The sequence below is a fragment of the Leptospira weilii serovar Ranarum str. ICFT genome, assembly GCF_000332415.1.
Taxonomy (GTDB): Bacteria; Spirochaetota; Leptospiria; order Leptospirales; family Leptospiraceae; genus Leptospira; species Leptospira weilii_A.
Map to the genome: position 1 here is coordinate 281,763 of NZ_AOHC02000037.1, position 26,019 is coordinate 307,781.

At 42.4% G+C, this 26,019-nt stretch carries 22 protein-coding genes and 1 riboswitch; of the genes, 11 read left to right on the forward strand and 11 right to left on the reverse strand.

Annotated elements, in window-relative coordinates:
- Positions 1-2 precede the first annotated feature (2 nt).
- Genes cysD through LEP1GSC060_RS12310 form a run of 5 tightly spaced genes read left to right on the forward strand, consistent with a single transcriptional unit; the run spans position 3 to position 5,331 of the window.
- Positions 3-908, forward strand: a complete 906-nt coding sequence (cysD, locus tag LEP1GSC060_RS12290; RefSeq protein ID WP_003004683.1) for a sulfate adenylyltransferase subunit CysD — start codon at positions 3-5, stop codon at positions 906-908.
- Entirely contained in the window at positions 908-2,158 is a 1,251-nt protein-coding gene (locus LEP1GSC060_RS12295; RefSeq protein ID WP_003004870.1) for a sulfate adenylyltransferase subunit 1, read from the forward strand. The genes cysD and LEP1GSC060_RS12295 overlap by 1 nt, the downstream gene beginning before the upstream one ends.
- Before the next feature lie 3 nt (positions 2,159-2,161).
- Positions 2,162-3,001 carry a uroporphyrinogen-III C-methyltransferase gene (gene cobA / locus LEP1GSC060_RS12300; RefSeq protein WP_003004785.1) on the forward strand — a complete coding sequence of 280 codons (840 nt, stop codon included), beginning with the start codon at positions 2,162-2,164 and terminating at the stop codon, positions 2,999-3,001.
- The gene (locus LEP1GSC060_RS12305; protein ID WP_003004297.1) at positions 2,998-3,606 is read left to right on the forward strand and encodes a precorrin-2 dehydrogenase/sirohydrochlorin ferrochelatase family protein; all 609 of its coding nucleotides are present in this window, start codon (positions 2,998-3,000) and stop codon (positions 3,604-3,606) included. Before cobA ends, LEP1GSC060_RS12305 begins: the two co-directional genes overlap by 4 nt.
- A gap of 39 nt (positions 3,607-3,645) precedes the next feature.
- Positions 3,646-5,331, forward strand: coding sequence for an NADPH-dependent assimilatory sulfite reductase hemoprotein subunit (locus LEP1GSC060_RS12310; RefSeq protein ID WP_003004923.1), 1,686 nt, complete (start codon positions 3,646-3,648; stop codon positions 5,329-5,331).
- 11 nt (positions 5,332-5,342) lie between these two features.
- Here LEP1GSC060_RS12310 and LEP1GSC060_RS12315 read toward each other — a convergent pair whose 3' ends face one another.
- Complete coding sequence (locus LEP1GSC060_RS12315) at positions 5,343-6,422, reverse strand: SMP-30/gluconolactonase/LRE family protein (protein WP_003004535.1); 1,080 nt, start codon at positions 6,420-6,422, stop codon at positions 5,343-5,345.
- Positions 6,415-7,335, reverse strand: a complete 921-nt coding sequence (locus tag LEP1GSC060_RS12320) for a LysM peptidoglycan-binding domain-containing M23 family metallopeptidase (RefSeq protein WP_036096285.1) — start codon at positions 7,333-7,335, stop codon at positions 6,415-6,417. The genes LEP1GSC060_RS12315 and LEP1GSC060_RS12320 overlap by 8 nt, the downstream gene beginning before the upstream one ends.
- 62 nt (positions 7,336-7,397) lie before the next feature.
- Between LEP1GSC060_RS12320 and LEP1GSC060_RS12325 the strand changes: the two genes are divergently transcribed.
- The 5 genes from LEP1GSC060_RS12325 to LEP1GSC060_RS12345 all read left to right on the forward strand — a co-directional run bounded on the left by LEP1GSC060_RS12325 (position 7,398) and on the right by LEP1GSC060_RS12345 (position 15,222).
- Entirely contained in the window at positions 7,398-8,312 is a 915-nt protein-coding gene (locus LEP1GSC060_RS12325; protein ID WP_036096288.1) for a CPBP family intramembrane glutamic endopeptidase, read from the forward strand.
- Positions 8,309-9,085, forward strand: coding sequence for a hypothetical protein (locus LEP1GSC060_RS12330; RefSeq protein ID WP_003004371.1), 777 nt, complete (start codon positions 8,309-8,311; stop codon positions 9,083-9,085). The genes LEP1GSC060_RS12325 and LEP1GSC060_RS12330 overlap by 4 nt, the downstream gene beginning before the upstream one ends.
- Before the next feature lie 144 nt (positions 9,086-9,229).
- Positions 9,230-11,086, forward strand: a complete 1,857-nt coding sequence (locus tag LEP1GSC060_RS12335; protein ID WP_003004847.1) for a chloride channel protein — start codon at positions 9,230-9,232, stop codon at positions 11,084-11,086.
- Positions 11,087-11,393: 307 nt separating this feature from the next.
- Positions 11,394-13,502 (forward strand): DUF4139 domain-containing protein, encoded by a 2,109-nt coding sequence (locus LEP1GSC060_RS12340; protein ID WP_003004554.1) that lies wholly within the window; start codon positions 11,394-11,396, stop codon positions 13,500-13,502.
- Between the two features lies 1 nt (position 13,503).
- On the forward strand, positions 13,504-15,222 hold the full coding sequence (locus LEP1GSC060_RS12345) for a mucoidy inhibitor MuiA family protein (RefSeq protein ID WP_003004878.1): 1,719 nt from the start codon (positions 13,504-13,506) through the stop codon (positions 15,220-15,222).
- A gap of 3 nt (positions 15,223-15,225) precedes the next feature.
- Here LEP1GSC060_RS12345 and LEP1GSC060_RS12350 read toward each other — a convergent pair whose 3' ends face one another.
- The 6 genes from LEP1GSC060_RS12350 to LEP1GSC060_RS12375 form a co-directional block, all read right to left on the reverse strand.
- Positions 15,226-16,365 carry a vWA domain-containing protein gene (locus LEP1GSC060_RS12350; RefSeq protein WP_003004710.1) on the reverse strand — a complete coding sequence of 380 codons (1,140 nt, stop codon included), beginning with the start codon at positions 16,363-16,365 and terminating at the stop codon, positions 15,226-15,228.
- 50 nt (positions 16,366-16,415) lie between these two features.
- Entirely contained in the window at positions 16,416-17,000 is a 585-nt protein-coding gene (gene cobC / locus LEP1GSC060_RS12355) for an alpha-ribazole phosphatase (protein WP_003004107.1), read from the reverse strand.
- Positions 16,985-17,737, reverse strand: coding sequence for an adenosylcobinamide-GDP ribazoletransferase (locus tag LEP1GSC060_RS12360; RefSeq protein ID WP_051061431.1), 753 nt, complete (start codon positions 17,735-17,737; stop codon positions 16,985-16,987). The genes cobC and LEP1GSC060_RS12360 overlap by 16 nt, the downstream gene beginning before the upstream one ends.
- Positions 17,738-17,784: 47 nt before the next feature.
- The gene (gene cobT, locus LEP1GSC060_RS12365; RefSeq protein ID WP_003004891.1) at positions 17,785-18,819 is read right to left on the reverse strand and encodes a nicotinate-nucleotide--dimethylbenzimidazole phosphoribosyltransferase; all 1,035 of its coding nucleotides are present in this window, start codon (positions 18,817-18,819) and stop codon (positions 17,785-17,787) included.
- 187 nt (positions 18,820-19,006) lie between these two features.
- On the reverse strand, positions 19,007-19,906 hold the full coding sequence (locus tag LEP1GSC060_RS12370) for an LIC_13355 family lipoprotein (protein WP_230458324.1): 900 nt from the start codon (positions 19,904-19,906) through the stop codon (positions 19,007-19,009).
- A 46-nt stretch (positions 19,907-19,952) separates the two neighbouring features.
- Complete coding sequence (locus LEP1GSC060_RS12375; protein ID WP_003004392.1) at positions 19,953-20,522, reverse strand: hypothetical protein; 570 nt, start codon at positions 20,520-20,522, stop codon at positions 19,953-19,955.
- A 158-nt stretch (positions 20,523-20,680) separates the two neighbouring features.
- A riboswitch (cobalamin riboswitch) is annotated at positions 20,681-20,873 on the reverse strand.
- A 338-nt stretch (positions 20,874-21,211) separates the two neighbouring features.
- Between LEP1GSC060_RS12375 and LEP1GSC060_RS12385 the strand changes: the two genes are divergently transcribed.
- Complete coding sequence (locus LEP1GSC060_RS12385) at positions 21,212-22,549, forward strand: flavin monoamine oxidase family protein (protein ID WP_003004283.1); 1,338 nt, start codon at positions 21,212-21,214, stop codon at positions 22,547-22,549.
- Between the two features lie 531 nt (positions 22,550-23,080).
- On the opposite strand, the gene LEP1GSC060_RS12390 is transcribed toward LEP1GSC060_RS12385, so the two are convergent.
- From LEP1GSC060_RS12390 to LEP1GSC060_RS12400, 3 genes are all read right to left on the reverse strand, one after another.
- Positions 23,081-23,716, reverse strand: coding sequence for a hypothetical protein (locus tag LEP1GSC060_RS12390; RefSeq protein ID WP_003004906.1), 636 nt, complete (start codon positions 23,714-23,716; stop codon positions 23,081-23,083).
- Positions 23,717-23,870: 154 nt separating this feature from the next.
- Positions 23,871-25,406 (reverse strand): YceK/YidQ family lipoprotein, encoded by a 1,536-nt coding sequence (locus LEP1GSC060_RS12395; protein ID WP_036096290.1) that lies wholly within the window; start codon positions 25,404-25,406, stop codon positions 23,871-23,873.
- Between the two features lie 90 nt (positions 25,407-25,496).
- Entirely contained in the window at positions 25,497-26,009 is a 513-nt protein-coding gene (locus LEP1GSC060_RS12400) for a hypothetical protein (protein ID WP_036096292.1), read from the reverse strand.
- Positions 26,010-26,019: the final 10 nt, after the last annotated feature.

The following is a 26,019-nucleotide window of genomic DNA, read 5'->3' on the forward strand; positions in this document are numbered from 1 at the left end:
ATATGAATAGATCTAGACTTACACATCTCGAACAACTGGAAGCGGAATCGATATATATTCTTCGAGAAACCGCTTCTCAGTTTGAAAAACCGGCGCTTCTTTTTTCCGGCGGAAAGGATTCGATCACGCTCGTTCATCTTGCGTTAAAAGCGTTTCGTCCCGGAAAATTTCCCTTTCCTTTGGTTCATATCGATACCGGCCATAACTTTCAAGAAGCCTTGGACTTTAGAGACGAACTGGCTTCTAAAATCGGAGAGAAGCTGATTGTTCGTTACGTCCAGGATTCCATCGACCAAGGAAAGGCGGTCGAAGAAAAAGGGAAATTCCCGAGCAGAAACGGAATTCAAACCGTGACTCTGTTGGATACGATCGCAGAATTCAAATTCGACGCTTGTATCGGCGGAGCGCGCAGAGACGAGGAAAAAGCCAGAGCCAAAGAAAGAGTTTTTTCCGTTCGAGACGAGTTCGGTCAGTGGGATCCGAAACTACAAAGACCGGAACTCTGGAATATCTACAACGGAAAAATCAGTCCCGGCGAAAACGTTCGTGTTTTCCCGATTTCCAATTGGACGGAATTGGACGTTTGGGAATATATCCGCAAAGAAAACATCGCCCTTCCTTCATTATATTTTTCTCATAAACGTCAGGTGATTTATCGCGAGAATCTTCTTTTCCCCGTTTCAAAATTTATCACGATCGATTCAAACGATCGCGTGGAAGACAAGGTCGTTCGTTTTCGCACCGTGGGCGATATGACCTGCACGGCGGCGGTGGACTCTCAAGCGGATAACATAGACGATATCATCCTCGAAATCCAAACGACTCGGACCACCGAAAGAGGTTCCCGGCTCGACGACAAACGTTCCGAGGCGGCGATGGAAGACAGAAAAAGAGGAGGATACTTTTGATGGATCTATTGCGTTTTATTACCGCGGGAAGTGTGGACGACGGCAAGTCCACTTTGATCGGAAGACTTCTCTACGATAGCAAATCGATCTTTGAAGACCAACTCGAGGCCATCGAAAAAACCGCTCGTGGAAACAACGGTCAGATCAACTTGGCTCTTCTTACGGATGGGCTCAAAGCGGAAAGAGAACAAGGGATTACGATCGACGTCGCTTATAAATATTTTTCAACTCCCAAGAGAAAGTTCATCATCGCCGACGCTCCGGGCCACGTTCAATATACCCGGAACATGGTTACGGGCGCGTCTAACTCCAATTTGGCGATTATCTTGATCGACGCGAGAAAAGGTGTGATCGAACAAACCTATCGTCATTCTTACATCGCTTCGATGCTCCGAATTCCACACCTCGTGGTTTGTATCAATAAGATGGACTTGGTTGAATTCTCCCAGGCGCGTTACGAAGAGATCAAAGAGGAATATCTGAATTTCGCATCCAGATTGGATATTAAGGATATTGAATTCATTCCGATCAGCGCGCTCAACGGCGACAACGTCGTCGATAGATCCGAAAATCTTTCCTGGTATGAAGGTCGTACTCTTTTAAGTCATCTCGAAGAAGTTTATATCGAAAGCGACGAGAACATCGAAGACGCTCGTTTTCCCGTTCAATACGTGATCCGCCCGCTTTCGGACGAACATCACGATTACAGAGGTTACGCCGGCCAGGTTCGCAGCGGTATTTTTAGAAAAGGCGATTCGATCACCGTTCTTCCCAGCGGATTTAAGAGTACGATAGAAACGATCGATACTTTCGGGGGAGAAGTGGAAGAAGCATTTCCACCGATGTCCGTAACGATTCGTTTGAAGGACGAGATCGACATTTCACGCGGAGATATGATCGTTCAGTCCGATAACGTTCCCGTTGTTTCTCAGGATTTGGAAGCGAACATTTGTTGGATGGATTCCAAAGTTCTTTTATCCGGAAATAAATACCTTCTGCGTCAAACCACGAACTCGGTGAAAGCCATCGTAAAAGAAATCGAATTCAAAGTGGCCCCGGATACACACGAAAAACAAGACGCTTCCAAAGGACTTACGTTAAACGAAATCGGAAAGATAAAAATCCGCACCGCAAAACCGGTGAGTTTCGACGAGTATAGAATCAACCGTTCCACCGGAAGTTTTATCCTCGTAGACGAAGGAACCAATTCCACAGTCGGCGCCGGAATGATTACCGGAGTCGGAGCCTAATCGATGTTAAACGTCGACGCAAATACGGATTTCCGGCCGGGAAGCGGCAAGGTTTACCTGGTCGGCGCGGGTCCGGGAAATCCGGAAGATCTGACTTTGCGCGCGTATCGTATTTTAACCAAAGCAGAAGTCATTTTGTACGACGCGCTTTTGGATCCTTCTTTTCTGGAAATTTTTCCGAAAGACGCAATCGTTCATTACGTCGGTAAAAGATCGGGTGCACATTCCGCGACTCAGGAAGAAATCAACGCTCTTCTTCTTTCCTACGCCCTTTCCGGTAAGAGCGTGGTTCGGTTGAAAGGCGGAGATCCTTTTGTCTTCGGAAGAGGCGGAGAAGAACTCATCACATTAATCAATCATAATATAGAATACGAAATCGTTCCCGGTGTGAGTTCCTTGAACGCCGGATCTTCTTTTGCCGGATTTCCTTTGACTCACAGAGGTTTGTCCCGTCAGGTTTTGATCATGGACGGACATACTGTTTTAAACGAAGAAACGGATTGGGAATGGTTCGCAAAGTTCAAGGGAACGATCGCTCTTTTTATGGGAACTTCTTCCCTTCCTAAAATCGCAAATTTACTTTTACAATACGGAAGCGACGCTGATTTACCCGTGGCCCTCGTGGAAAACGCTTCTTTAGAAAATTTTAATATTCAAATCTGCACTTTAAAGGAAGCTGCGGACTCTTATTTGGAAAAAAAGACCAAGGGGCCGGGAATTATTTACATCGGAAAAGTAGTTCGATTTTTGGAAAATACGAAATCGAATTCGATCAACGCCCAAGTTTTGGAAGAACCTCGTTCGGGTGGGATTTCCTCCGAGATTCAAGGGGGAAAAAAATGAGTCGCAAATATCCCGCTTTTCTTAATTTAGAAAATAAGAATATTCTGTTGATCGGAGGAGGAAAGGTCGCTCTTGAAAAACTGCCTCATCTCCTCGATTCGGGCGCCAAAATCACTCTGATAGCTTTGGAAGTTTGCAGGGAAGTCGCTCAAATATTAGAAAAACATCCCGAAATCAAAGTGGAATATAGATCCGTGGAATTTTCGGATCTGCAAGGCAGAGCCCTCGTTTTTTCCGCGACAAACGATTCCAATTTAAACCGAAAACTCAGCGATTACGCTCACTCTTGGAAAATCTGGATCAATTGCGCCGACGATCCGTCCAACTGCGATTTTTATTCCGCCGCCGTTTTGGATCGTGGACCGGTGCGTGTCGCGATTTCCACCGAAGGAAACTTCGCAGGTATTTCCGGAGTTGTTAAAACGACCTTGGAAGAATTGATTCCGGACGAACACGAGGAAGAGTTTAAGGAACTTATGCAATTGAGAAAAGAATTGAAATCGATTTTACCCGATGCGGAACTTAGAAGAAAGGTTCTCAGGGATCTGTTGCGGACTCTCAAAGAGGACTATTTCAAAGTCCCGGCAGATTCAAAAAGAATATAACGAAATCATAATAAATCCCGAAAGGAAAAGGTCCAAATCATGTCAGAAACAAAAGAACTCTCACCCGTCGAAGAAACCAAACTGAACTCGAAAAATCTGAGAGGTAAAATCGCCGAAGGTTTAGACCAAAACGTCGATTCCTACGAAGAAGACGAGAAACAACTGCTTAAGTTTCACGGACTTTACCAGCAAAAAGACAGGGATCGCAAAAAAGACGAAAACGGAAACGACGTCGAGGCTCCTACCAGCTTTATGATTCGAGGAAGAATTCCCGGCGGAAGACTTACTTCCGAACAATACTTGGTCTGGGACGGTTTAGGAGATAAATTCGGAGGCGGAGCAATCCGTTTAACAACGAGACAATCGGTTCAACTTCATACATTAAGAATCTTTCATCTTCGCGACGTAATGAAAGCCATTCACGACGTGAATCTTTCCAGTATGGGAGCTTGCGGCGACGTTGTGCGTAACGTAACTCAGGCGGTAAATCCTCTCGGAAAAAAAGAACTCCAGTGGCTCGACGGAGTTTCTCAGGTTTTATCCGATCATTTTAAATATAAGACGAACGCGTACGCAGAAGTCTGGTTAGGCGATAAACAACTTAACAAGGACGAAGAAGAACCGATTTACGGAAAAACGTATTTACCTAGAAAGTTCAAGATCGCCGTTACTCTTGCGGGCAATAACACAGTGGATATTTACGCAAACGATATGGGATTTGCGGCGACTTTTTCCGCAGACGGAAATAAAATCGACGGCTACTTTGTGTTTGCGGGAGGCGGTTTCGGAATGACTCACAACAAACCGGAAACTTTTGCGCGCGCCGCAAGTCTTTTGGGATGGATTCCCGAAAACGCGTTGATCCCCGTAGCGGAGGCGATCGTAACCGCTCACAGAGATTTCGGAGATAGGACCAATCGTAAACACGCTCGTTTGAAATACGTTCTCGCGGATAAGGGAGTGGAATGGTTTAGATCCGAAGTGGAATCGCGTTCCAACGTAAAATTGGATCAAGACAGGCCGCTTCCGAATTGGGAAACGCCTTCTTATTTAGGATGGAACGAAAGGGAAGACGGAACACTTTCTCTCGGGTTTCATACTCTTGCCGGAAGAATCAAGGACTTTCCCGGAAAACCTTTGAAGTCGGCTCTGAGAGAGATTATCGGCGCTTATAAATTACACGTTCAGATCACTGCGGATCAGGATTTGCTTCTTATCGGAATCCAAAAATCCGATCGCGAAAAAATCGAAAGAAGATTAGAAGAATTGAATGTAACTTGGAAAAGCCCTTCTCCTCTTTTTGATCGCGCGCTTGCTTGCCCCGCGCTGCCCACTTGCGCGCTGGCGTTGACCGAATCCGAACGTACTTTCCCCGAAGTTCTGAATGGAATTCAAAAAGTTTTGGATAAACTCGGACTCGCCGATCGGGCTCCCGTGGTTCGTATGACCGGATGTCCGAACGGATGTGCAAGACCTTATTCCGCGGAAATAGGGATCGTAGGTCAACAAGCCGGAGGAAAATATGCCTTGTTTTTCGGAGCGGATTCCGAAGGAACCAAGGTCGGGGACTACGTCGCTAAAAAGGTCGCTCTTGCGGATATCCCGGTTCAATTGGAAAAAGCTTTTGTGCTTTGGAAGAAAGAAGGGGACTCCGACGAGAAATTCGGGGACTTTGTAAACAGATTTCCTCTCGAAAGATTCAGAGAAGCGTTAGGGTCCATGTAAAGATTTGAATATTAGAAAAATTGAACTTCTTCGACTACCGGTTTCATCTTTGCGATTTTTCCGATAGTCGAGGAAACTAAATAAATATTTCCTCCGTGGCTCAAGACGGCCGTAATACCCGTGATGGATGAACCGGAAAGATCCTGATAATTCGCCGTAATATCCCCGAAATCGTTGAGCGCAAATACCAAACCTCTCGGTGTGTTTCTGGCAAAAAGAAAACTCGGTAACCCCGATAATAGGTTTTTAATTTCGGGATATTCCTGTGCCTTATCCAAAACCTCGTTTCTAAAGTACGGAACTCCGACCCAAAAGGAACCGGAGTTTCCGGTAATCAAAGCCGGAAGTCCGGGTATGTTCGTAAGAAAGAATTTTTCGACGCCTTTTTTTAAACCGAATAACGGAACCGAAGAAACCCTGTGACGAAACGGTTCCGATACGAGTAAAAATTGTTCGTTGAAAGACAACGCGATTCCCGCGGGATAGAATAAACCTTCATTCAAAATTTCTAATGAGCCTGGATTCTTGTCCGCCGTTAAGATCATACCGTCCGGCTGCGAAGTCAATTCCTCTAAAAAAGAATCCTTGAAGGAATGTGATTTACTGGAAACCGTGAAGTAGATTTTTCCGTTTTTGGTTACGTCGATTCCGTGAGGAAATCGAAGCGGAGAACCGTCCGGAAGTTTCGAGATTAAAATTCTCTGAGAACCGTCCTTACGGATTTCTACGATTCCCACTTCTTCCACACAAACCAAAAGATTTCCGGAAGAATCGAAAACCATTCCCAACGGTCTTCCTGCGAGGGTCGCAAACGTTTCCATCTTTTCGTTGGTGCGAATGCGTACGATTTTATGATCCGCAGTTCCGGTATAAACAAAACCGGAGGTATCGATTGCGATTCCGTAAGGTTGCTTTAGATTTTCCTTATGAATCCATTCCGATTCCAAAAGAAAATTATTTTTTCCCGGATCAAAGGGAGAATCGGGGTAATACTCCGCGGTATTTTTATGCGCCCTCAAAAATAAAAACGTTACGAATAACGAAAAGACGAGGATGAATACGAAAAGAAAAAGAAAAATCTTTTTAAACATGATCTCTAAAAACCGGTCTTTGCCTTTGATTGAATCTTCTGACTTCAAAATGTAAATGATTTCCGGTAGCTCTTCCGGTTTGACCTACTTCTCCGATCTTTTGTCCCTTGCGGACTTTTTCGCCCGGACGTACGGAGATAGAACTTAGATGTCCGTATAAAGTTTCATAACCGAGTCTGTGATCTAAGACGATCAAATTTCCATAACCTCCCTTTTGATCGGAAAAAGAAACTTCTCCGTCTGCGGAAGCATAAACGGGAGTTCCTTCCTCGGCGGCGATGTCCAATCCGCCGTGAAAGGTTTCCTTTCTCGTAAACGGATCTTTTCTTTTTCCGAAACGGGAAGAGACAATTCCTTCTTCGCCCAAAGGACGATAAAAAGCCACTCCATAAAAAAAAGATCTTTCTTCTTTCGGAAGTCCTTTGCCGGGGATGAACCAAAGCCCTTTGTTCTCGTCAAAAGAGATGAACTTCTCCGCGAGTTTGTATTTTTTGGAAAGTTTTTTCCGAACGGAAAAAGAATTCTCCCTTTCGTCCGAGTCGTAAACGCCGCGCATATTCGGAATCAAAAGTTCCATTCCGGAATATATATCATAAGGGGAAGAAAGACTATTGACCGATGAAATGGTATCGATGTCCATTCCGGTCCGAGCCATGATCTTGAAGAAGTTGTCTTCTTTTTTTACGACGTATCTATAAAATTCAAGCGAAGTAAGTTCCGATCTTTCCAGATTGGAGACGGAAACTTTCAGGTTGTTTTTGACGTCTTCTCTCAGACGTTTTACGGATTGATTGTTGTAATCCAAGTTATTCAGAAGTTCCGTCTTTTGGCGGGAATCAATCGGACTCTCAAAAAAAATAACCGATAAGAGTGTTAAGACGATTTCAATTGGATATGAATGAGAACGTTTCATGGTCTTATACGTGTAGAATCGGCTGATTCTAAAAAAACAATGACGCAAAAAAAGAGACAGAAATGCTTGTAACCGAGACTCCCGATCCAATGGAATCCTTAGAAAACATCGGCAATCCGCAAAAGAGACCACCGTTCGAGCCGGTCTTCGTCGCCTTTCAACAGCTTCTCGTTTTGATTCTTGGAACGTATGTCTTTCTTCCTTTGATCGCTACTTCGATCGTTCTTACCGTTTTGATTTCCGAAGAACTCCCCGTCGATTTTCCGTATTTGGACGGAGAAACAAGGGCGGAGATTTATAAACAGACTACGGAAAAATTTCAGAAAGAAATTCAAACCGATACTAAGCGGATACATCAGCGTTATATCGAAGTGATGGTAAAGGAAAAACCTTGGCTTTTGATCGTGGACCGATTGATCTGGGCTCTTTGTTTTATTCTTCCCGCTTATCTCATTTTGGTTCGATTTTTTAAGGCGGAATACGCCAATCTCAGCGATCCTTTCAATCTCAAGACCATGTTTACGGGTGTGGGACTCGGAGCGTTGGTGTTTCTATTTGTGATCGTCTTCGGTTTTTTTCTGACTAAGATTTTCGGTAAACAAACTCCGAACGAATTTCAAGAAACCCTCTTTAAGGAAATGAAAGGGAACCGATCTTTGTTACTCTGGTCTCTTTACAGCGTCGGTCTGATAACGGGGATTGTGGAGGAGGTTTTTTTCCGGGGATTTTGTTTGAAACAATTTCAAGCAAGAGGATTGGAAATTCCGGGTCTTATTTTTACCTCCGTAGTTTTCGGTTTAGTTCATTACAGCGGACAGACTTCGATCAGCGTTCCGATCTTGCTTAGTTTTGTGGGAATGTTTTTCGGGCTTTTTTATCTGAGAACGGGAAACATCTGGTATTCCATCACCGCACACGTTAGTTACAATTCCATCATGTTATTGATCGCTTTTATCAAAGGAGGTGAAATTCAGTGAGCCGATTTTACAGACTCATTCGTATTTCGATCCCGTTTCTCCTAACGTTCCAATCCCTTTTTGCGTCCGAGGTGATCGAGTTCGAGGGAAATATCGAAAACAATAACATGAAAGTTTCCGCCGCGTTGAACAAGTTCGCGGAAGGTTCCGTAAAGTTCAGCAAAAAGACAAAAGGATTCAAATATCATTATACGAATCCCTGGTATTCCAGATATTCGTTCGATATTTATTTGGGAGAATTCGCAAAACGGGATAACGTCAGCATCATCAGAATCGAAGCTCCGAAATACGGGATGGAAAAGGCGTTTCGAAATTATCTTAAGGAAGAACTGCAAAAGAAAGACGCGGCGGGCATCGGCTCGGCTTCCGGAACGATTCCGGATGAGAGGATCGAAAAGTTGGAGAAAAAATCTCATCTCGTATCCCAAGGATTGAATTTGATTTCTCCCGCGTTATCCGTGTTTTATAATTCCCGCAAGTCTCCGGTTTATACTTCCACGGATACGCTGACGAGAGTCTCTTTTTATCTTCTTTCGGATCTGCTGATCGGCGGACTTGCTTATTACTTTGCGATGAACAACATTCATAAAAAGAGTATGATGGACAATGTTCTGTGTAAGGAAGGACCGAGCGGTAACGTTTTTGAATCCAAATACGGCGGCGTTGTGATCGCCGCTCTTGTGGTTCCGAGATTGTATCGGATGACGGGTGCGGTGGAAGATACAACGACCCACAATCGTTTATTCGAATTATCTTATACTTTTAAATATTAGAATTTGCTTAAGAATAGATTATAACGTCTTAAAGCGGCGTTTCGAGACGAAGCCGGATTTTTGAGATTGTTCCGGAAATTTAGGATTTCGATCTCGAAAATAAGATCGGTATTTTTTATTTCTCTAAGAACGACCAACGCGACCATGAAAACGGAAAAATTAAAACAACCGATTTTTCGAATCAGCGGAAGAAGATCCTTATACTTTTACTGCATTCTCACCGGGATCGTTTCCGGATTGGGAGCCTTTCTCTTTTCAAGAATTCTCGCCGTATGTGAGTACTTATTTTTGGATCGGGCTGCGGGACTTTCCCTTCCGCACGCTTCGGGAGAATTTCTCATCGACTCCGGCGACACCTTACACTGGGGAATTCCTTTTTCCGACGAATACAGACCTTGGCTCGTATTTTTTCTTCCGATCATCGGAGGGCTTCTTACGGGTTGGATCGTAAATCGTTTTTCACCCGAATCCGGAGGAACGGGTTCGGACGCAATGATCGATTCTTTTCACAACCAAGAAGGAAGAATGAATCCGGTCGTTTCGCTTGTGAAATCCGTTGCGACGATCTTCACTCTTGCAAGCGGAGGGAGCGGAGGAAAGGAAGGTCCGATCTCGCAGATCGGCGCGGGTTTCGGATCCTTACTCGCCACACTTTTGAAAGCCGGAGCCAGAGCGAGGCGGACACTTTTGCTTGCGGGAACGGCGGGAGGATTGGGCGCCATCTTTCACGCTCCGTTGGGAGGCGCGTTAACTTCGGTGGAGATGATTTATCGGGAAGATATCGAAAGCGATTCTTTGATTCCTTGTATTATCTCTTCGGTCGGCGCTTATCTGGTGTATTCCGCTTTGAACGGATTTAACACAGTGTATCGAGTTGCGGACACCGAGTTTTTAAGATATACCGATTTGATTTTTTATTTAGGTCTGGGTGTTCTTTGTTTTTTGTCCGGGGATTTATTCATACGGATTTTTAGAAAGGTACAGAGTTTTTCGGCCCGTCTTAGGATTTCTCCGATCTTAAAACCTGCGTTAGGCGGTCTTGTGGTGGGAGTTGTCGGACTTTTTTTACCGGAGACGATCGGAACCGGAGCGGGGATCCTTCAAGTTGCACTGGATGGAAAAGACCCCGTTGGAACGCAGGGAATTTTTTCATCCATGTTTCAAAGTAGAGGGATTTGGTTGGCCGCGTTATTTTTTATTTTAGCGGGAATGAAAATTCTCACCACTTCGTTTACGATCGGCACGGGCGGTTCGGCGGGAATGTTCGGACCTTCGCTTTTCATCGGCGGAATGTTAGGCGGAGGAGTCGGAACTCTTGCCAAGGTTTTTGTTTATCCCGACCTATCGGTTACATCTTTCATCTTGGTGGGAATGGGCGCCTTTTACGCGGGTGTTGCGAGCGCTCCGATCGCGGGGATGATTATGATCTGTGAAATGATAGGAAGTTATATGTTGCTTCCTCCTTTGATGGTCGTTTCGATTTTAACGTTTGTGTTGAGTCATAAATTGAGTTTGTATCGCGCGCAGAAGGAAACGAGATTTCAATCTCCCGCACATTTTTGGGATATGAATCGGGACTTTCTGGAAGAGATCCAAGTCAAAACTTGGAAGAATCGATTGCGTACGATTGCCGTAACCCGGGACCATCTTCTACTTTCCGAACTTGAGGAAGAGGCATTAAACATTCAAGCCAGCGATTACGTGGTTCTCGATCGGGAAAACCGATATCTTGGGATTCTATCTCTTAGAAAAGCAAGACATACTCTCGAATCGAGAAACGTCATCGGCAACTTGATCACCGTTGGGGACGTTACCGATGTTTCCGCTCCGTTTGGAAAGCCGGAAGATTCGTTGGCGACTCTTTTGAAAATTTTGATCGATCGGGATTTGGATAAAATTGCGATCGTCGAAGAAAATCGGTTTATCGGATATCTTCGTTTTGCGGACCTTATGAAAATATATTTCGAAAATATATTTCCTAAAAATATAAAATCATCATGATTCGTACGGAAAATACATTTGGACTCGATGACTTTATTCTTCTGAAACCCGCTTAACCGTTGGGGAAAACGGTTGACCCGATCGGAATATCGGTGTCTCTTTTTGTGGAAAAGAATTCCATAAATTAACGTGAATTCGGTTTAACAAATGCGAAAGCGATTGAAGTTGAAAGCACGGCCCGGCCTTCTCAAGGCCGGATTCGCCCAAACTTTCTCCCATAGTTCACGTTAAATTACTTATGAGTAAAATCGAATCACTTGCGAGTTTGTCATGAGAAACCCCGTTTTTCCTTGGAGATTTAAACCGTATGCGACAATTCGTCTCGCCGTTACAGGCTGGAAAAAAATTATTTCTAAATATGATTCTGATCTTTTTGATCTTAACGGCTCCGTCCGTAAAAAGTCAGGACGAAGAAACGGAAGAAGGGAACGAGCGACCCGCCGGCGAACGTATCGCAGCTAACGTTGAAAGAACGGACCCTTCCCGAATTCAATCCGTGGTTCTTTATTCCAGCTTTGCGTATGTTACGAGAAATCTTCGAGCCAAGGTTAAAGCCGGAAGTTCTGAAATTTATCTCGGAGAAATTCCGGATCGAGTTTCGGAGAGGACGATCTCGGTTCGTTTTCCGGATTCTTCCAAGAAGATTAAGATTCGGGGAATTCGAGGTAAAATCCGAGTCGAAAGAAAAGCGAGAACGAAGGAAATCGCTTCTCTTTTAAAAAGAAAGGAAACTCTCAACGATCAGATCGAACTCTTGAGTTCTGAAATTCAAGAACTGATCGAAGAGGAAAAAACGATCGTTAAAATTTCTCCGGTCATTAAAAAAGATCCCGCTCTTCAAGAGGAAATCGCCGATCCGGAATTTTTATCCGGATTTCAAAAACAATATCAAGAACATCTAAATCAGTTGTCTTTGATACGCTGGAAAAAATTGGAAACCTTGGATCAGGTAAGAGAAGAAGGTCTGGTTGTGGACGCTCGTTTGGATCATCTCGGCCGGTTGGAAGCAAAACAAAAAAAAGAAGTTCATCTTGAGATCGAAACATCGGAAGATACGGAAACGTCGATCGAATATAAATATTTGATTTCCGGCGCGAGTTGGTTTCCGAGATATTCTCTTCAACTTGCGGACGAATCGAGAAGCGGCGATTTGAGTTGGTTTGCGCTCGTTCGAAACGATACGGGCGAAGATTGGGAAAAGGTGAAACTTTTTTTCACGGCCTCTAATCCCGATCTGAACATCGATCTTCCGATCCTAAGAGAATGGAGAATTCAAACTCAAACTTCGGTGGAAGATTCCAAACAAGCTTACAGTGAGAACGAGGAAAGTTCGAATGAAATTCAAGACGTTGCTCCTTCCGCCGTAGTCGCCCACGAAGAGAGGAAAGAAGAAGCGCCTCGAAAAAAAAGCAAACGCGCGGCTTCGATGCCTGAAAGTTATGCTCAAAACAAAACTTCCGGTAAAAACGTTTCGGCTCCGATGGAACAATCCCGTCAGATCATTCAGGAGAATTTTTCCAATCGTGCAAATTCTCTTAGAACCGAAGACAATCTCAATCAGCTCAAGACGGACTTGGCAAACCAGCGGAATAACTTCAACGGCGGTCAATACGATCAGGCGAACTACTACGGACAAGAGGCTCTCAAAAAATTCTCTAAACTTTCGGACTTCTCTCGTAAAGAATTGAATTCGATCGAAACGTATACGGAAGAACTTATTCGCAAAGGAAGTCTGATTCTTTCTTCCCAAAAAGTTCCGGGCGGTTTGATTCCTCCTTCTCCTTTGGAGGGATTCGATTATCAATACGTCTCCGGAATTTCGGAGACGATTCCGTCCGATCGATCTTTCAATAAGGTTTTTTTAAAGAAGAAGTCCCTTTCTTTAACTCCGGGTTATTTCACTTCTCCCCTTTCCGGCTCGGGAGCGTATCTGACCGTGGATGCTTCCAATTCGGAAGGAGAACCTTTACTTGCGGGACCGATGGAAGTTTTTTCCGGGAATACTCTTTTGGGGAATACGGTTCTCGGTACGAGTAAACCGGGGGAAATGATTCGGATGGAACTCGGTTTGGATCGGGATATTCTTGTAAGTCGAAGAGAAACTTCTTTTGAACAAAAGGAAGGAGTGATTTCTTCCCGTACAAAGATCAAGTATAAGGTAAGTATCGAAGTCAAAAACCGCAAAAAAAGAAACGCGGTCCTGACGTTGATCGACCGTGTTCCGTATACGGTGGACGACAGCGTGGAAATTAAATTCGAATTCGGGAAAGATCCCCCTTTTAAAAACGAAGAAGGAATTTTGACTTATAGGATGGAACTTCCTTCCGGAGGAAAGAAAATTATAGAATTTGAATATTCCGTAAGTCATCCTACGGAAAATCGACTGATCCGAACTCCGGGTCCGGGGGGATACTGATATGAATCATTTAAAATATAGAATATTCGAATTTTATAATTTTATGTTTCAAAAAACGTTCCGATTCGGAAGAAAAAATTTAGGCTTTAGGTTGCGATCGCCTCTGCTATTTTTTTGGTTATCGATTTTTACGACCTTCTCTTTGAATGCAAGAGAAGTGGAATTGAAAGTGCAGGACGTAACGTTATACGAGTCTTCGGCGGGGGTTTTAAGAAACGGTAAGATCGACTTGGAACCGGGAATCAACGAACTTTTGATTCGGAACTTGCCGGTCGCACTTCAAGACGAGTCCTTGGTCGCATCGGTGGAAGCGTCCGGAGCTTCCGTAGTCGGTTCCAGTACTTGGATCGAAACGGGAGCCATCATTCACAACGAAGAGGCTTTGGAGTTACAAAAGAAAATCCGCGTTTTGGAAAAGGAAATCGAAAGTTACGAGGGAAAGGATTCCAATCTAAGGAACTTGAGAAAAATTCTCGCGGATACGAGGTTGAAACTGACGGAAATGATTTCCAAAAATCTGTTCTACAAAAAGAACGAGGCCGATTCCAAAAAATGGTTTCAAACTCTTTCCGGAAACCGACAAGCCATTCAAGCCGCCTTGAGTTCCAATCAGGAAGTCGGTCGCTCCGTCAAGGATCTTCGGAAAAAACTTTCCGAGTTAAGGGATAAACTGAACGTTATACTTTCCTTATCCGAAAAATCTTCCAGAATGACTAAGATTCTCGTAAGTTTTACCGGAGCCGAAAAAAAGGAGACGAAATTGAGTCTTACGTATCAGTCGGGAAGGGTTTCTTGGAAACCTTTTTACTCGGTTCGTATGGAAGGAAGAGAAAAAATCGAACTTGAATATCTCGCCGAGATCAATCAGGAAAGCGGAGAGGATTGGAACAATATTAATCTTTTATTATCCACTTCCAGTCCCGACGTAAGCGGGAGAAGGCCCCGTCTTTCCAGTCAAAGGTTATTCGATCAAAAAAAACAGACGAACAAAGACGGGATTGTCGCCGTTCAAAGTCAAAGTGTTGCGGGAGAATCGAATGTAACGCCGGAAACGGAATCTCCCGAAGCGGAAATCGATCCGACGACCGGAAGTAGCGAAGAATCGGGGAGCGGATTTTTATTCCGTTATTCCAAACCGGTCACACTTCTTTCCCGCAAGGAATCCAAAAAGTTATCCTTGGTTTCGTTCACGACGGACGCCGCATTTACGGCTTTGTATGTTCCCGCTTTGAAACGTTATCCGCTCATTAAAGGGAGTTTTAAAAACGTTTCCGGATTTCCAATTCTACCCGGAGAAGCGGCGGTGTTTCGCCAAGCGGGTATGGTGGGAACATCAAGTTTCGGTTATATAAGTCCCGGAGAGAAAGCGGAGATCTCTTTCGGTTCCGAAAATGAGATTCGCGCAATTTACAGAAAAGAATCCAATCAAACCAAGGAAGGGATTTTATCCGGAACCAAAGTCATTGAAAAGTCGATTCGAGTGGAACTTGAAAACTTCGGAAAGGAATCCAGAACGATTTCGTTTCAAGAATCGATTCCGGTTTCCGGAGTGGAAAGTGTAAAAGTTTCCGTCGATTCCGGCACCACTTCGGGATATTCGGAAGTAAGAAAAGATTCCGGAATTTTAGAATGGAAGTTGGATCTAAGGCCGAATCAAAAACAGGAAATCAAACTCAAATACAAGATCAGCTTTCCCGCCGAATTCGACTTGAACCTGTGACGTCTAACGGAGTTCTTCCTCATTTGAAATTCCGAGAGGGGACGGAACTCCGGTCATATCCCAGAGCTCCAAAACACCCGTAATCGAAGTTTGTTTCGGAATTTCGATCGTGATCGTTCCTTTACTTTCGGAAACGTCAAAACAGGAACTTTTACTCAAGATCAAACTTTCGGGAGAGGAGATTCTTTTCGGTCCTAAACTTCGATTGGAAGAATCTCCTTTGTGTTTTAGATTGAACACGACACAATTTTTAAGGTTCCCTCGAGTTTTAAAACCGAAGTCGATCGTATAAAAGTCAGTTCCTTGGGAATCGGATTCTTGGTTTCTATGAATTCTTTCAAACCATACCACAAAATCGTCGTTAGGCGTTGGAGCGGAATTTTTTTGAGGTTCTTTGACGACCGTAACGGTTTGATTTTTAAGGGAATCGAGAGCCGTATAAAAGGAAGAATCGTCTTCGATTCCGAAATACTTTCCGTTCCCTTCTTCCGCGAGAATTTTCATCTGTTGTTCTTTATCCGCTTTTAAACCCAACCCGAGGATATGAAACTGAAAGGGAATCCCTTTTTCTTTTAAGGCTTGTAGTTCTTTTTTCGGATCCCCGTAACAACTTTCCACTCCGTCCGTGACTAAGATGATTTCGGTTTCTTTTTTCCGCTGCAAAATCAAAGTTCCCGCGATTCGAATCGATTCCGCAAGAGGAGTTGCACCCGAAGGTGTTAAACCGAATAGACGCTTTTTGAATGTGTCGCGATTTCCCTTTTCCAACGGTTGATACAAACGGGAAGAGGAACAACCCGCTACCCGATTGCCGTACGCAATAAATCCTATGTCTGTTTCTACGGGAAGCGCGGAGATGTGGCGACTAACGTGTTTTTTTGCCAAATGAATTTTTTGATAAATTCCAAGATATTCGTTCATCGACCCGGAAGCGTCTATGATGAACAATTTGGACCGTTCTTGGTTGTCCGAAGCGAAGTTCGTTTCCGTTAGTAAGAGAAACAAAGTCAGTCCAAGGCTTACGGCCTTTCGTAAATACACAAGGCATAGGATCTTTTTTATAGGTCTAAGGCAAAAGAAACTTTTAATTTTAGAATTTGCCAAAGTAAACGAATCGAAAACGTGTTTTGAAAAAAATTGCATGTTAAGAATTGTATCGGGTTTTCGCGGGAAAATTGTAGTAGAAGGAAGGTTTAAAGGTTCCAAAAGATCAATTTGGAAAGAAATTCCTGCCCGTTTTTTTCCACGAGAATCTTACTCAGAGAGCCGTAATTCAAATCGAAGGAAAACCCGCGTTCCAAAGGGATTTTTAAAAGTTTACAAAGAACGGCTCTAATGACCCCCGCGTGTGTTACGATTCCGATCTTTTCGTTTGAAAAGGAATTCAGAATTTTCTCCAGGAATCCTTCGATCCGTTCGTAGAGTTCCAAATAACTTTCTCCGCCGGGGGTTCGAACGTTTACAAAATCCTTTGTCCAAGATACGGATTCTTTTTCGGGAATCTCGGACCACGGTTTTCCCTCCCATAAACCGAAGTCCAATTCCATCAATAAGTTTGAATATTCTAATTCAATTGAATTATTTTGTTTTATAAATTCCGCCAGATTTCCACAACGCGAACTCGGACTGGAATACAGCCGGTCGAAAACCACGTCGATCTTTTTTGGAATCGATTGAAACTCTTGATAAAAGTCCGCGATCAACGGAACGTCCGTTCGACCGTAACAAGTTCCGGGAAGAACGTCCGGAGTCGTATGTCGGATTAAATAAAGTTCCATGAAATTGTCATTCCCAAGTAGAAGATAAGTTCGGTTCCTTGTTGCATAAATCCGAGACAATCTCCCGTAAAACCTTCGATCCATTTTTTAAAATAGCTTCGAAAGTAAAAAACGAATACGAACGAAAGGAAAAATCCTAAAAGAATATTAAGAATTTTATCTTGGAATTTAAACGCAAAATAAATCGCCGGAAAACATCCGAAAAATGCGGAAAGAATGAAATCGAAAAGAGGTAATTTTTTTACCATCGGTTTGGACTTGGACAAGTCGTTGTCCCTCGCGTACGGAATCAACATCATCAATACCAAAGCGAACCATCGACTCGCCGCGTGTGCAAACCAAGACGTGAATAAAAACATCCAAGGAGAGATTTGAAAAAGTTTTAAAAGTAAAAGATATTTCAGTCCTAAAGAAAGAATCAATCCTAAAGAACCGAAAGTTCCGATTCTACTATCCTTCATGATCTCAAGAATTTTTTCCTTGTTCCAACCTCCGCCGAACGCGTCGCAAACGTCCGCGAGTCCGTCTTCGTGAAAGCCGCCCGTGATCAAAACGCTCGCGATCATTCCGAGGATTACCGAAATTTCAACGGGTAAAATCCAAGAAAGAAAATAGGTTATCCAAGAGCTTCCGGCGGAAACGATCCAACCGATCAAAGGAAAATAACGTGAAGATCGAAAAAGGGAAGATTCCGAATAAGCGTAAAACGGAGGAACGGGAAGTCTTGTATTGAACATCCAAGAAGCGCAGAAACGATTCCACTCTTCTCGGGCCTTGGAAAAAATCAAAGTTTTTGATCCACTTTTGCGGATTCAAAGGAAGCCATATCTTTTAGGAAAGTTATAGCGGATAAAAGAATCGGAAATGCGATCGCACATCCGGTTCCTTCCCCAAGTCGGAGCCCCAAATCGAGAATGGGTTTTACATTCCATTCTTCTAATAGATATGTGTGTCCGGGTTCAACCGATTTATGACAAAAGACCGCGTTCTTTAGGATGGACGGTTCCATTCTTTGGGCGATTAAGAATGCGGAAGTCGCTATAAAACCGTCCACTAAGATGATTCTCCCTTTTTTTGCGGATTCAATCATCGCACCGATCATCATCGCAATCTCGAATCCTCCGAACGTTTGTAAAACGTCGAAAGGCGTTTGTAGGGAGGATTGATATTTACGAAAACATTCTTCCAGAATCGCGATTTTTTTTCGAAATCCTTGATCGTTTAATCCCGTTCCTTTTCCGGTCACTTCGGTTATATTTTTTTTCAGAATGCTTGCGGTAATTAAACTCGCCGAGGAAGTATTTCCGATTCCCATTTCTCCGAATCCGATCACATTACAATTCTTTGATATGAATTCCGTGGAAATTTTAGCTCCATTTTCCACGGCTTGTTTGCATTCATCCTTTGTCATAGCCGGTTCCGTCAGAATATTTTTCGTTCCGAAGCCGATTTTAGCGTCGATAAAGTCGGGGTTGGTGGAAACCGAATCGCGAGGAAATGAAAAATCAACACCCGCATCGATCACCTTGAGTCGGATAGAATTCTGTTTGCAAAACACGTTGATCGCCGCGCCTTCATTCAAAAAGTTGAATACCATTTGATAGGTGACTTCTTTTGGAAAAGCGCTAACACCCGAATCGGCAAGGCCGTGGTCTCCGGCAAATACGAGAATGTGCGGATCTTTTAATTCGGGGGAATCGGTGTTTTGGATCAAACCGATTTGAAGAGCGAGCGATTCCAATGTTCCCAAAGAGCCGGGAGGTTTTGTTTTGCGATCGATTTTGTTTTGTAATTTTGTGGAAAGTTCATTCGGATTCAAAGGGAAACTCCTGTTTGTATGCTGTAAAAAATCGTAAGAGCTTACCGTTGCGGAAGGTTGAAAGATCGTTTCTAAAAAAAGTGGATTCTTCAAACCTCAGAATGCGGGAACTCTTGCATTTTTCGGGTTTTGAAACGGACTTCGAAATTCGCTTTCTCAATCAATTGTTTATTCTATTTTTATAATATTACGGATTTAATTGTTTTGCGATCACACCGTCGATATCCGGACCTCCGTCGTAGCTATTTTGCGGGGATGGAAAACCCGGTTTGGTTTTTGCATTTACAAGGCGGATATATTTGAAGCCGTTTGCGATGAGATCGTTTGCAATCATTAAATTGCAACCTGTATTAAAAATATTTGAATCACTTAAATTATCTAGATCAAAACCGTCGCCGCCCGAAATTCCCATATATCCTTCCGCCGAGGGATTCAGGAATATATCGGTAACCGAAAGTTGATTCGTTGTCATATTCCATAAAACCGGAGTTAGACCTGCCATTCGAATCCAATCTGTTCGAAACAGGGACGCAGGGGATGCCGCTCCCGTATATTGAGGATTAAATCCGCAGTAATTGACGTTATCTTGACTGACTTCAACTATGATCGGTTCCACAAAAAAGTTTGAAGAAGTATATTGAAAAGGATTTTCAAAAACTATAAAATCTATTCCCGGACCGTTGATTACGCTTTTTCCGGCCCAGGAAAGTGTAAGGACGGATCCTGCTCCGGAAGCATCCAAGGTAAAGACGTCGACGCCGCCTTGGTTTTGTCCGCCTCCACAAACTCCATTGATTGATTTATTAGCGTCTTTGAATGTAACGGAAGGATTATTTCCGGGAGCGCTAACGACGGTATTTGCCAATAGGTATTGAGAAGGGAGAGGGGTCGAAGGACAAGTTCCTTGTCGCGATGAATTGTTCGACGCTTGTAACAGCAGCATCAGCGTTAAAGTATCGTCTTTTTGAGTAGGATTGCAAAAGGGAAGAAAAATTATATAAAGAAAAACGATTCCTTTAGATAGTTTCCGCAAATCGTTATAAACGCCTTTGCCGGGAAGGGCAAAGGCGTATTTTGTATGGGTCAAAATTTTCGAAAATATTATGTTATTCTTATTAAAAGAAAACACTTGGTTATTTTTTCTCCAATCTTGTAAAAGCTCCGACACCACAACCGCCGGTTCCCGGATTTGTTTTTACGCTTGTATCCGTTTGAGCTCTGGCCGCTTCGAGTGTTGAGAGGCTAAATGCAACCGAACAACTCCAATAAGAATTCTCTTTTGTAGTGTTTTTAAAGAAGAAAATTTTATTGTATTTCCCTTTACTGTTATCGCCCTGAAAACAAGCCCCGTTGTTTTCGGGATTTTGAGAAATATAATATCCTTGTTCGTTATTAAACTCGACGATATTAAAACAAGAACTATAACCGCCGAAAGAAGAACTGTCGGTAAGTTCCAAACCGGACTGGCCGATTTTTGCCTGAATCGTTATGGTAGTGTCAACCGTCGTTCCGTTTCCTGTAAAAGAATTCCATTTTCCATTGAGTATAAAGTCGTTTGCGGACTCCATATTTTTCCCGCTGATTAAACCTACGAGGAGATTCATAGTTGAATCGGATTCGTCTTTTTCCGCTCCGGAACAGTTCACCATTCCAAAAATCAAGAAGGTTGCCGCTAAAAGTTTCCAATGTGTTGTACGTTTCATGTTGTTACCTGCAAAAGTTTTCCTTTGTCAGGGTAGATATAGATTCTAAATTTAGAATATACGAATTCGATTTAGAATCCGATCTAAACGAATGGATTGTAAAAGTTAAATTTTCCACTCGGGTCCCCCGACGTTCGTCTTTCGGGACCCCATCGCGGAAGCATGAAAATGCAAAGGCGAGTTTCGAACTGTCCCTACCTCGAGGACGTTGTTCGCGGGGAAGATCTGGCTGTTCGATTCTTTTTCAAAAACCGAAATCACAGTTGCGGGTCAGCGTGGGAATTTCACCCAACTTCCTCCCTGAAAGCTTATGGACAAATGAAAATGGGAACCTTTTCCGGGCAAGAATTTTTCTAAGAAGCGAGTGGGACGGATTTATAGAAAGTTTGTTTAGAGTTTGCCCTATAAATTGTAAAAAAATGAGTTTTGTTAAAAATCATTCTGCTATAAATCAAACGATTCGTAAAACGCGGGGTTTCCCGCAAATTTCAAATGGTTTCGATTTTGAGAAAGGTCTATCGTAGTTCCTACATTTTGAAGTTTTACTAATCCATAGATAATAAGATATTTTAAACTTTTAGGTACTCTGTTTTATAGTTCTGAGTCGCACAGGTTTTTAAAATCTTTTCTAAAAAAGAAATTTTCGACCGAAGATAAATAAGAAATCGAAATTCAAATCGGACAAACAAATGAAACTAAACAGATCGGAGTTTATCAAACTTGGAATTTTGACCGCAGCGGGTATTTCCGGGCTAAAATTACGCGCTCAAGGAACATCGTCGCCTCGCAAAACCGTAATCGTGTTGGGAGGCGGAATTTCCGGTTTGTATGCTTCTTATCTTTTGGGCAAAACGGGAATCAAGGTTCAACTCATCGAAGCGACCGATCGATTGGGAGGACGGATCCGAACGGTGGCCGATGTAAGCGGAAATTTTTTGGATCTGGGCGCCGAATGGATTCAAGCCGAACATAGAACCGCAAAAAGTTTGATCCGAGAATTGGGTCTAAAAACGACCGACTTCGAGGTTCAGTCCGATTTGTTTTTCGGATCTTATCGTAAGTTTGGAACTTGGGAGATATCCCCTAAGTCCCAGGAAATTTTAAATAAACTCGTTCAGATGAATTCGAAGATCAATTCTTCTCAACAACAGGAATTGGATCGAATCAGCTTTTATAACTTCTTAATTTATCAAGGAATGACCCCGGAAGATTTAAACCTTTTGAACTTTAAATATTCCTTATATTATGGAGATTCACTTCGTTCCTTGTCCGCGCAAAAAGTTTTATCCGATCTAATCAACTTTCCTAAATACAATACTCGAGTGGAAGGCGGAATGGAAACCTTAACGAAGGCGCTCGTTCAGTCGTTGGAAAACACGGAGGTCGTTTTTTCGGATCCGGTCGTTTCCGTTTCTCAAGAAGAAGGTAAAGTAACCGTGACTACGGCGTCCGGTAAGAGGATAGAAGGGAGTGTTTGTATTTCCACACTTCCCGCAAATCAACTAACTTCGATTCGGTGGGACCCCGAGTTGGACAAGGAAAAGAAATTATCCGCGTTACGAATCCGATATTCCAGGATATATAAGACTTTTTTAATGCTTCGGGAAATGCCTTGGACAAGGGGAAATTTTTCGGCTTATTCGGATTCCGTCGCCGGTTTTATCTACGACGCCGGAACAAAGGCAAACTCGGAAGATAAGATTTTGGGTATGATTTCCACCGGAGATCGATACGACGTTTTAGCTTCCTCGACCGACTCGATGAAGGTAGAATATATCCGTCTTGCATTGGAATCTTTGGGACAAAGTAAAGAATTGCAGGTTCTTAGAATTCAAAGCAGTGAAATTTCTCAATCCAAATATGTTCCGTCGGGTATCGCGACATTTCCGCCGGGAAGTTACGGATCGATCATCTCGTTGCTCAAACCGATGGATCGTATTTTTTTTGCAGGGGAACACACTGCGGAATTAAACGGAACCGTCGAAGGCGCTCTTGCCTCTGCGATTCGTGCGGTCAATCAGGTATGATCGGATCGAGGGCTGAAGACTTAGGACAGTAAGCGGCAGTAAAGCGCCGGGCTTTTCTTCGAAAAGAGGTAGTAGTGAATTCTTGAGATATTGATTATATTAAAATCATATTGTATTCTGTGGGATATAAATTTACAAATTCTGTCTATAACGAGCACGAATAGTTCGCCTATCTCAGTCTTTTGAGCGAAAAGCGGTAATGAGCGGGCGAGATCTTCGGTTACATTAAGATTAATTGATGTCCATGAGACATCCTTTTAGGGTTCGGGCTCTGAATGCGTTGCAATATTTATTTTAGAAAATTAGAATATAATTGATTTCTATTTCTGTAAAACGTAGATTCGCGATTCAATCCATTTAGAGGACAGAGTTGTGAATAGAATATGTGTTTTAGGTTTTGGAATAAATGAATGTGAAAGGTAGAAGAGACTAGATTGCCTGTTCTTTCCTCAAGCCGTACGTATGAATCCATAAAGAATACCTCCGGCGAAATCTTTTCTTGCAAAAAAGTTGTATGGTGATTTTTGATCCTTAAAAAATATAGATCTTTTGTATCTTCTGTTTCAGATAGAACGTTTTGTTGGCCGGATGGTATTCCGGAAAGATAGATGGATCTTTTTTCGCACAAAACCGAATCCCATCGTCATAATGTTTAAAATTATAGCGAATACACCAATAAGAATCCTCCTTAATCTCCCACGTAATTTCCCCGCCATAGACGGAGACTGCTTCTTGTAAGGTGCTTTTTCCTAATACGATTCCTTTGGAAGTAATCGCCCGAAACGGGGGTTCCATCCCTATTTCCTTGAGAAGGACGTCTTCGTAATCTCGAAAAATAAGCGAAAGCCCCAACGATTCGTAGCGGATGCTTTTTTCGCCTTCGTTTAAATATAAGTAATTTTTAATATACTGATTTCCAAATTTCGATTCCACTTCTGCAAACTTGGTTTTTCTTAAAAGTAAATCCGGAATTCCGATTCCCTCTTGGATTGTCGCGAGCTGGACTTCCGCAGCGCCAGATTGTTTCCTTTTCTCCTCTTGTAAATTCTGTTTTTTTAATCCTTCGACCACGTAGATTCGTCTATCAAAATCGTTAGAATTGGTCGTGCAATCAAGTCCGAATAAAAAAATGATATATGCAAAATTCTGAATATTTCTTCCGGTCATAAATAGAAAAATTCCTTTTTAGGCGAATTTGGTTTTTTCATGAAAAAAAGATAGTTACTGACAAGTGTTTTTTCAAAGTTCGAGACATTGCGTTTTCTATATAAGAATTAAGAACGGAATAAATCAGGTATTTTATACGAAATTTTTTCAAAAGTTATTTTTTCCAGTCTATTAGAATTTTCTGTTTCGATTCTTTGATAATATCGTTTCCGTTTGAATTGATAGCTGCCAACGGATAAAACATATATTCTTTTCCTTCTGAATTACGTTTTACTCCTAATCCGGGATTGGCTCCGTATTTCAATAAAATACGAATCGTTTCTACCGGAATTAAATCATCTTCCATAGCAAGGATGAGAAGAGTTTTTTCCTCAGTTTGAATAGATTTCTTTCTTCCGTCAAATTTAGGTTTTTTCCATTCCAAAATTTGATTAGGGTCCCAGCCCGTTTGAAGTAATTTTTCCAGTAAATAAGGATATTCTAATATATTCTCTATGTTTGTTTCGTGCAATTGATCCAAAGGAAACGTCTTAGCATCTTTAAGATTTTGCGCGATGATATCTACGGATTGGCGATTTTTACTTTTGTATGCGGTTACGAATAGATTTAGAGCGGATTTTTCGGTTTCTATTGGAAATTCTCGAAACGCTCTTTCAAGCAAGGGAGGACGATAGGCGATGACACCGGAAGAAATAGCGGAGATCCACGCAGTAAGCTTCCATTTTTTTTGCAGTTCCGGATTTTTTTGCAGGAATTTGTCCAGCTTCGTTAAAAGTTCCACTCGATTGTACCAGAACTCCGAAGATTTTTGAGTTTTGGCTTTGTTGTGAAAGTAATAGGAATCATGAAAGGAATCTTGGAAGTGTTTGTATCTTTTTTCTGAATATTCTTGAGCAATTGACGCAAACAAATTAGAGATTTCTTTTTTTTCTGAAAATTCCAAGATCACTTTTTTCAATATATTAGGATTTTCAATGAGCACTCCCGAAGAAAAACAAACTTTCCAAACTGTGTCATAATATCTTTTTTCTAATATTGGATCTTTCCGAAACTCCTCATAGAGTAAGTATGCAAATTCAAGCCGGTCGCCTAAACTAAGAGGATTCGATTCTCTCTGATAATTATAAGGTTCTCCTTTTGAAAAAAAGGCGCCCATATAATCTATGATCCCGGTTTCAGGGTAATACGGGCTTTGTTCCCGATGCTCATAAGGAAGCAGATTTTCTTCTTGTAAATACCTGATTTTTTTTTCAAGAGCGACGACATCGTATGATTTAAAGAATTCTTGAAGTGCTTCTAAATCGTTCTCGGCAATAATTAACTTCAAAGCAGCGTAAGGAGGGTTCTGGTCTCGGAAAGATTTTAATCTCACGCTGAATTTTTGGTTATGCCAATTTTCGGACCCAGGTCTGCCGGACTTTACGTATATGTAATATGGAATCGTTCCCGGTAACAGAATCGTATCCAATACAAAAGAAAAAGGAAGATCAATGAGTCCTGAGATAAATGAAAGGGTGGTACTTTTTCCATAAAATACCCCGAAAGGTCCCAAAGAAATTAAAAATATATCAATCAAGGTTCCATCATAGGGACGATAGTCTTTTTTCTTTTTGACGGCTTCTATAAGCGTTGCCGTCGTAGAACAGTTTAAATTCAAAACGATTAAAAATGAGATAATTTTTCGGATCATGTTCGTATTAGGCGGTTGGTTGATAGTCAAATCAGTTAAAATTTCTCTAATATTCTAAAAATAGATTTTAATTTCAAAACCCAAAACGTTTCACTGAAAAGTATTACAAGAATCGTAATCAAGAAAATGCTCTTCTCCGGTTTTCCAATTGAAACAATAATGAGTTTGAACTACGCCGTCCGCCACAATCTTTGCACCGGTAATACTATAATAGATAAACCGATCATCTACGCCTAAAAAATTTAAATAACCGCCGCCGGCGGAATCTCCTCGGCCTCGAACCAATTCGATCGATTTTTTTCCATAGTTGATAATCAAAAGTTCATCTTCGAAGGCGGACGAATCGTATTGGGCAATGATGTTGATTTGAAAATTTTTACAATCAATGGTCGCCTTCGTAATTCTTGTCCCAGGACTTTGATTTACTCTTTGATCTTGATTGGGAGTTTTGTTAAAACTTTTTATAAGGATCGTCGGGTTCTTACAGTTAGTCTCAAGATTGTTAGGAACTGGAAGAGTTCGGATCGGCGGTTCATTCGAATCCGAACAGCCGAAACAACTTAAAATTGCGATCAGCAGCCAATACGGCGACAAGTTTCGCATAACGATACAA

Excerpts from the sequence above, each read along its gene's own strand:
- cysD (WP_003004683.1), top strand. The coding sequence starts at position 3 with ATGAATAGATCTAGACTTACACATCTCGAACAACTGGAAGCGGAATCG.
- LEP1GSC060_RS12295 (WP_003004870.1), top strand. The coding sequence starts at position 908 with ATGGATCTATTGCGTTTTATTACCGCGGGAAGTGTGGACGACGGCAAG.
- cobA (WP_003004785.1), top strand. The coding sequence starts at position 2,162 with ATGTTAAACGTCGACGCAAATACGGATTTCCGGCCGGGAAGCGGCAAG.
- LEP1GSC060_RS12305 (WP_003004297.1), top strand. The coding sequence starts at position 2,998 with ATGAGTCGCAAATATCCCGCTTTTCTTAATTTAGAAAATAAGAATATT.
- LEP1GSC060_RS12310 (WP_003004923.1), top strand. The coding sequence starts at position 3,646 with ATGTCAGAAACAAAAGAACTCTCACCCGTCGAAGAAACCAAACTGAAC.
- LEP1GSC060_RS12315 (WP_003004535.1), bottom strand. The coding sequence starts at position 6,422 with ATGTTTAAAAAGATTTTTCTTTTTCTTTTCGTATTCATCCTCGTCTTT.
- LEP1GSC060_RS12320 (WP_036096285.1), bottom strand. The coding sequence starts at position 7,335 with ATGAAACGTTCTCATTCATATCCAATTGAAATCGTCTTAACACTCTTA.
- LEP1GSC060_RS12325 (WP_036096288.1), top strand. The coding sequence starts at position 7,398 with ATGCTTGTAACCGAGACTCCCGATCCAATGGAATCCTTAGAAAACATC.
- LEP1GSC060_RS12335 (WP_003004847.1), top strand. The coding sequence starts at position 9,230 with ATGAAAACGGAAAAATTAAAACAACCGATTTTTCGAATCAGCGGAAGA.
- LEP1GSC060_RS12340 (WP_003004554.1), top strand. The coding sequence starts at position 11,394 with ATGCGACAATTCGTCTCGCCGTTACAGGCTGGAAAAAAATTATTTCTA.
- LEP1GSC060_RS12345 (WP_003004878.1), top strand. The coding sequence starts at position 13,504 with ATGAATCATTTAAAATATAGAATATTCGAATTTTATAATTTTATGTTT.
- LEP1GSC060_RS12350 (WP_003004710.1), bottom strand. The coding sequence starts at position 16,365 with ATGCAATTTTTTTCAAAACACGTTTTCGATTCGTTTACTTTGGCAAAT.
- cobC (WP_003004107.1), bottom strand. The coding sequence starts at position 17,000 with ATGGAACTTTATTTAATCCGACATACGACTCCGGACGTTCTTCCCGGA.
- LEP1GSC060_RS12360 (WP_051061431.1), bottom strand. The coding sequence starts at position 17,737 with ATGTTCAATACAAGACTTCCCGTTCCTCCGTTTTACGCTTATTCGGAA.
- LEP1GSC060_RS12375 (WP_003004392.1), bottom strand. The coding sequence starts at position 20,522 with ATGAAACGTACAACACATTGGAAACTTTTAGCGGCAACCTTCTTGATT.
- LEP1GSC060_RS12385 (WP_003004283.1), top strand. The coding sequence starts at position 21,212 with ATGAAACTAAACAGATCGGAGTTTATCAAACTTGGAATTTTGACCGCA.
- LEP1GSC060_RS12390 (WP_003004906.1), bottom strand. The coding sequence starts at position 23,716 with ATGACCGGAAGAAATATTCAGAATTTTGCATATATCATTTTTTTATTC.
- LEP1GSC060_RS12395 (WP_036096290.1), bottom strand. The coding sequence starts at position 25,406 with ATGATCCGAAAAATTATCTCATTTTTAATCGTTTTGAATTTAAACTGT.
- LEP1GSC060_RS12400 (WP_036096292.1), bottom strand. The coding sequence starts at position 26,009 with ATGCGAAACTTGTCGCCGTATTGGCTGCTGATCGCAATTTTAAGTTGT.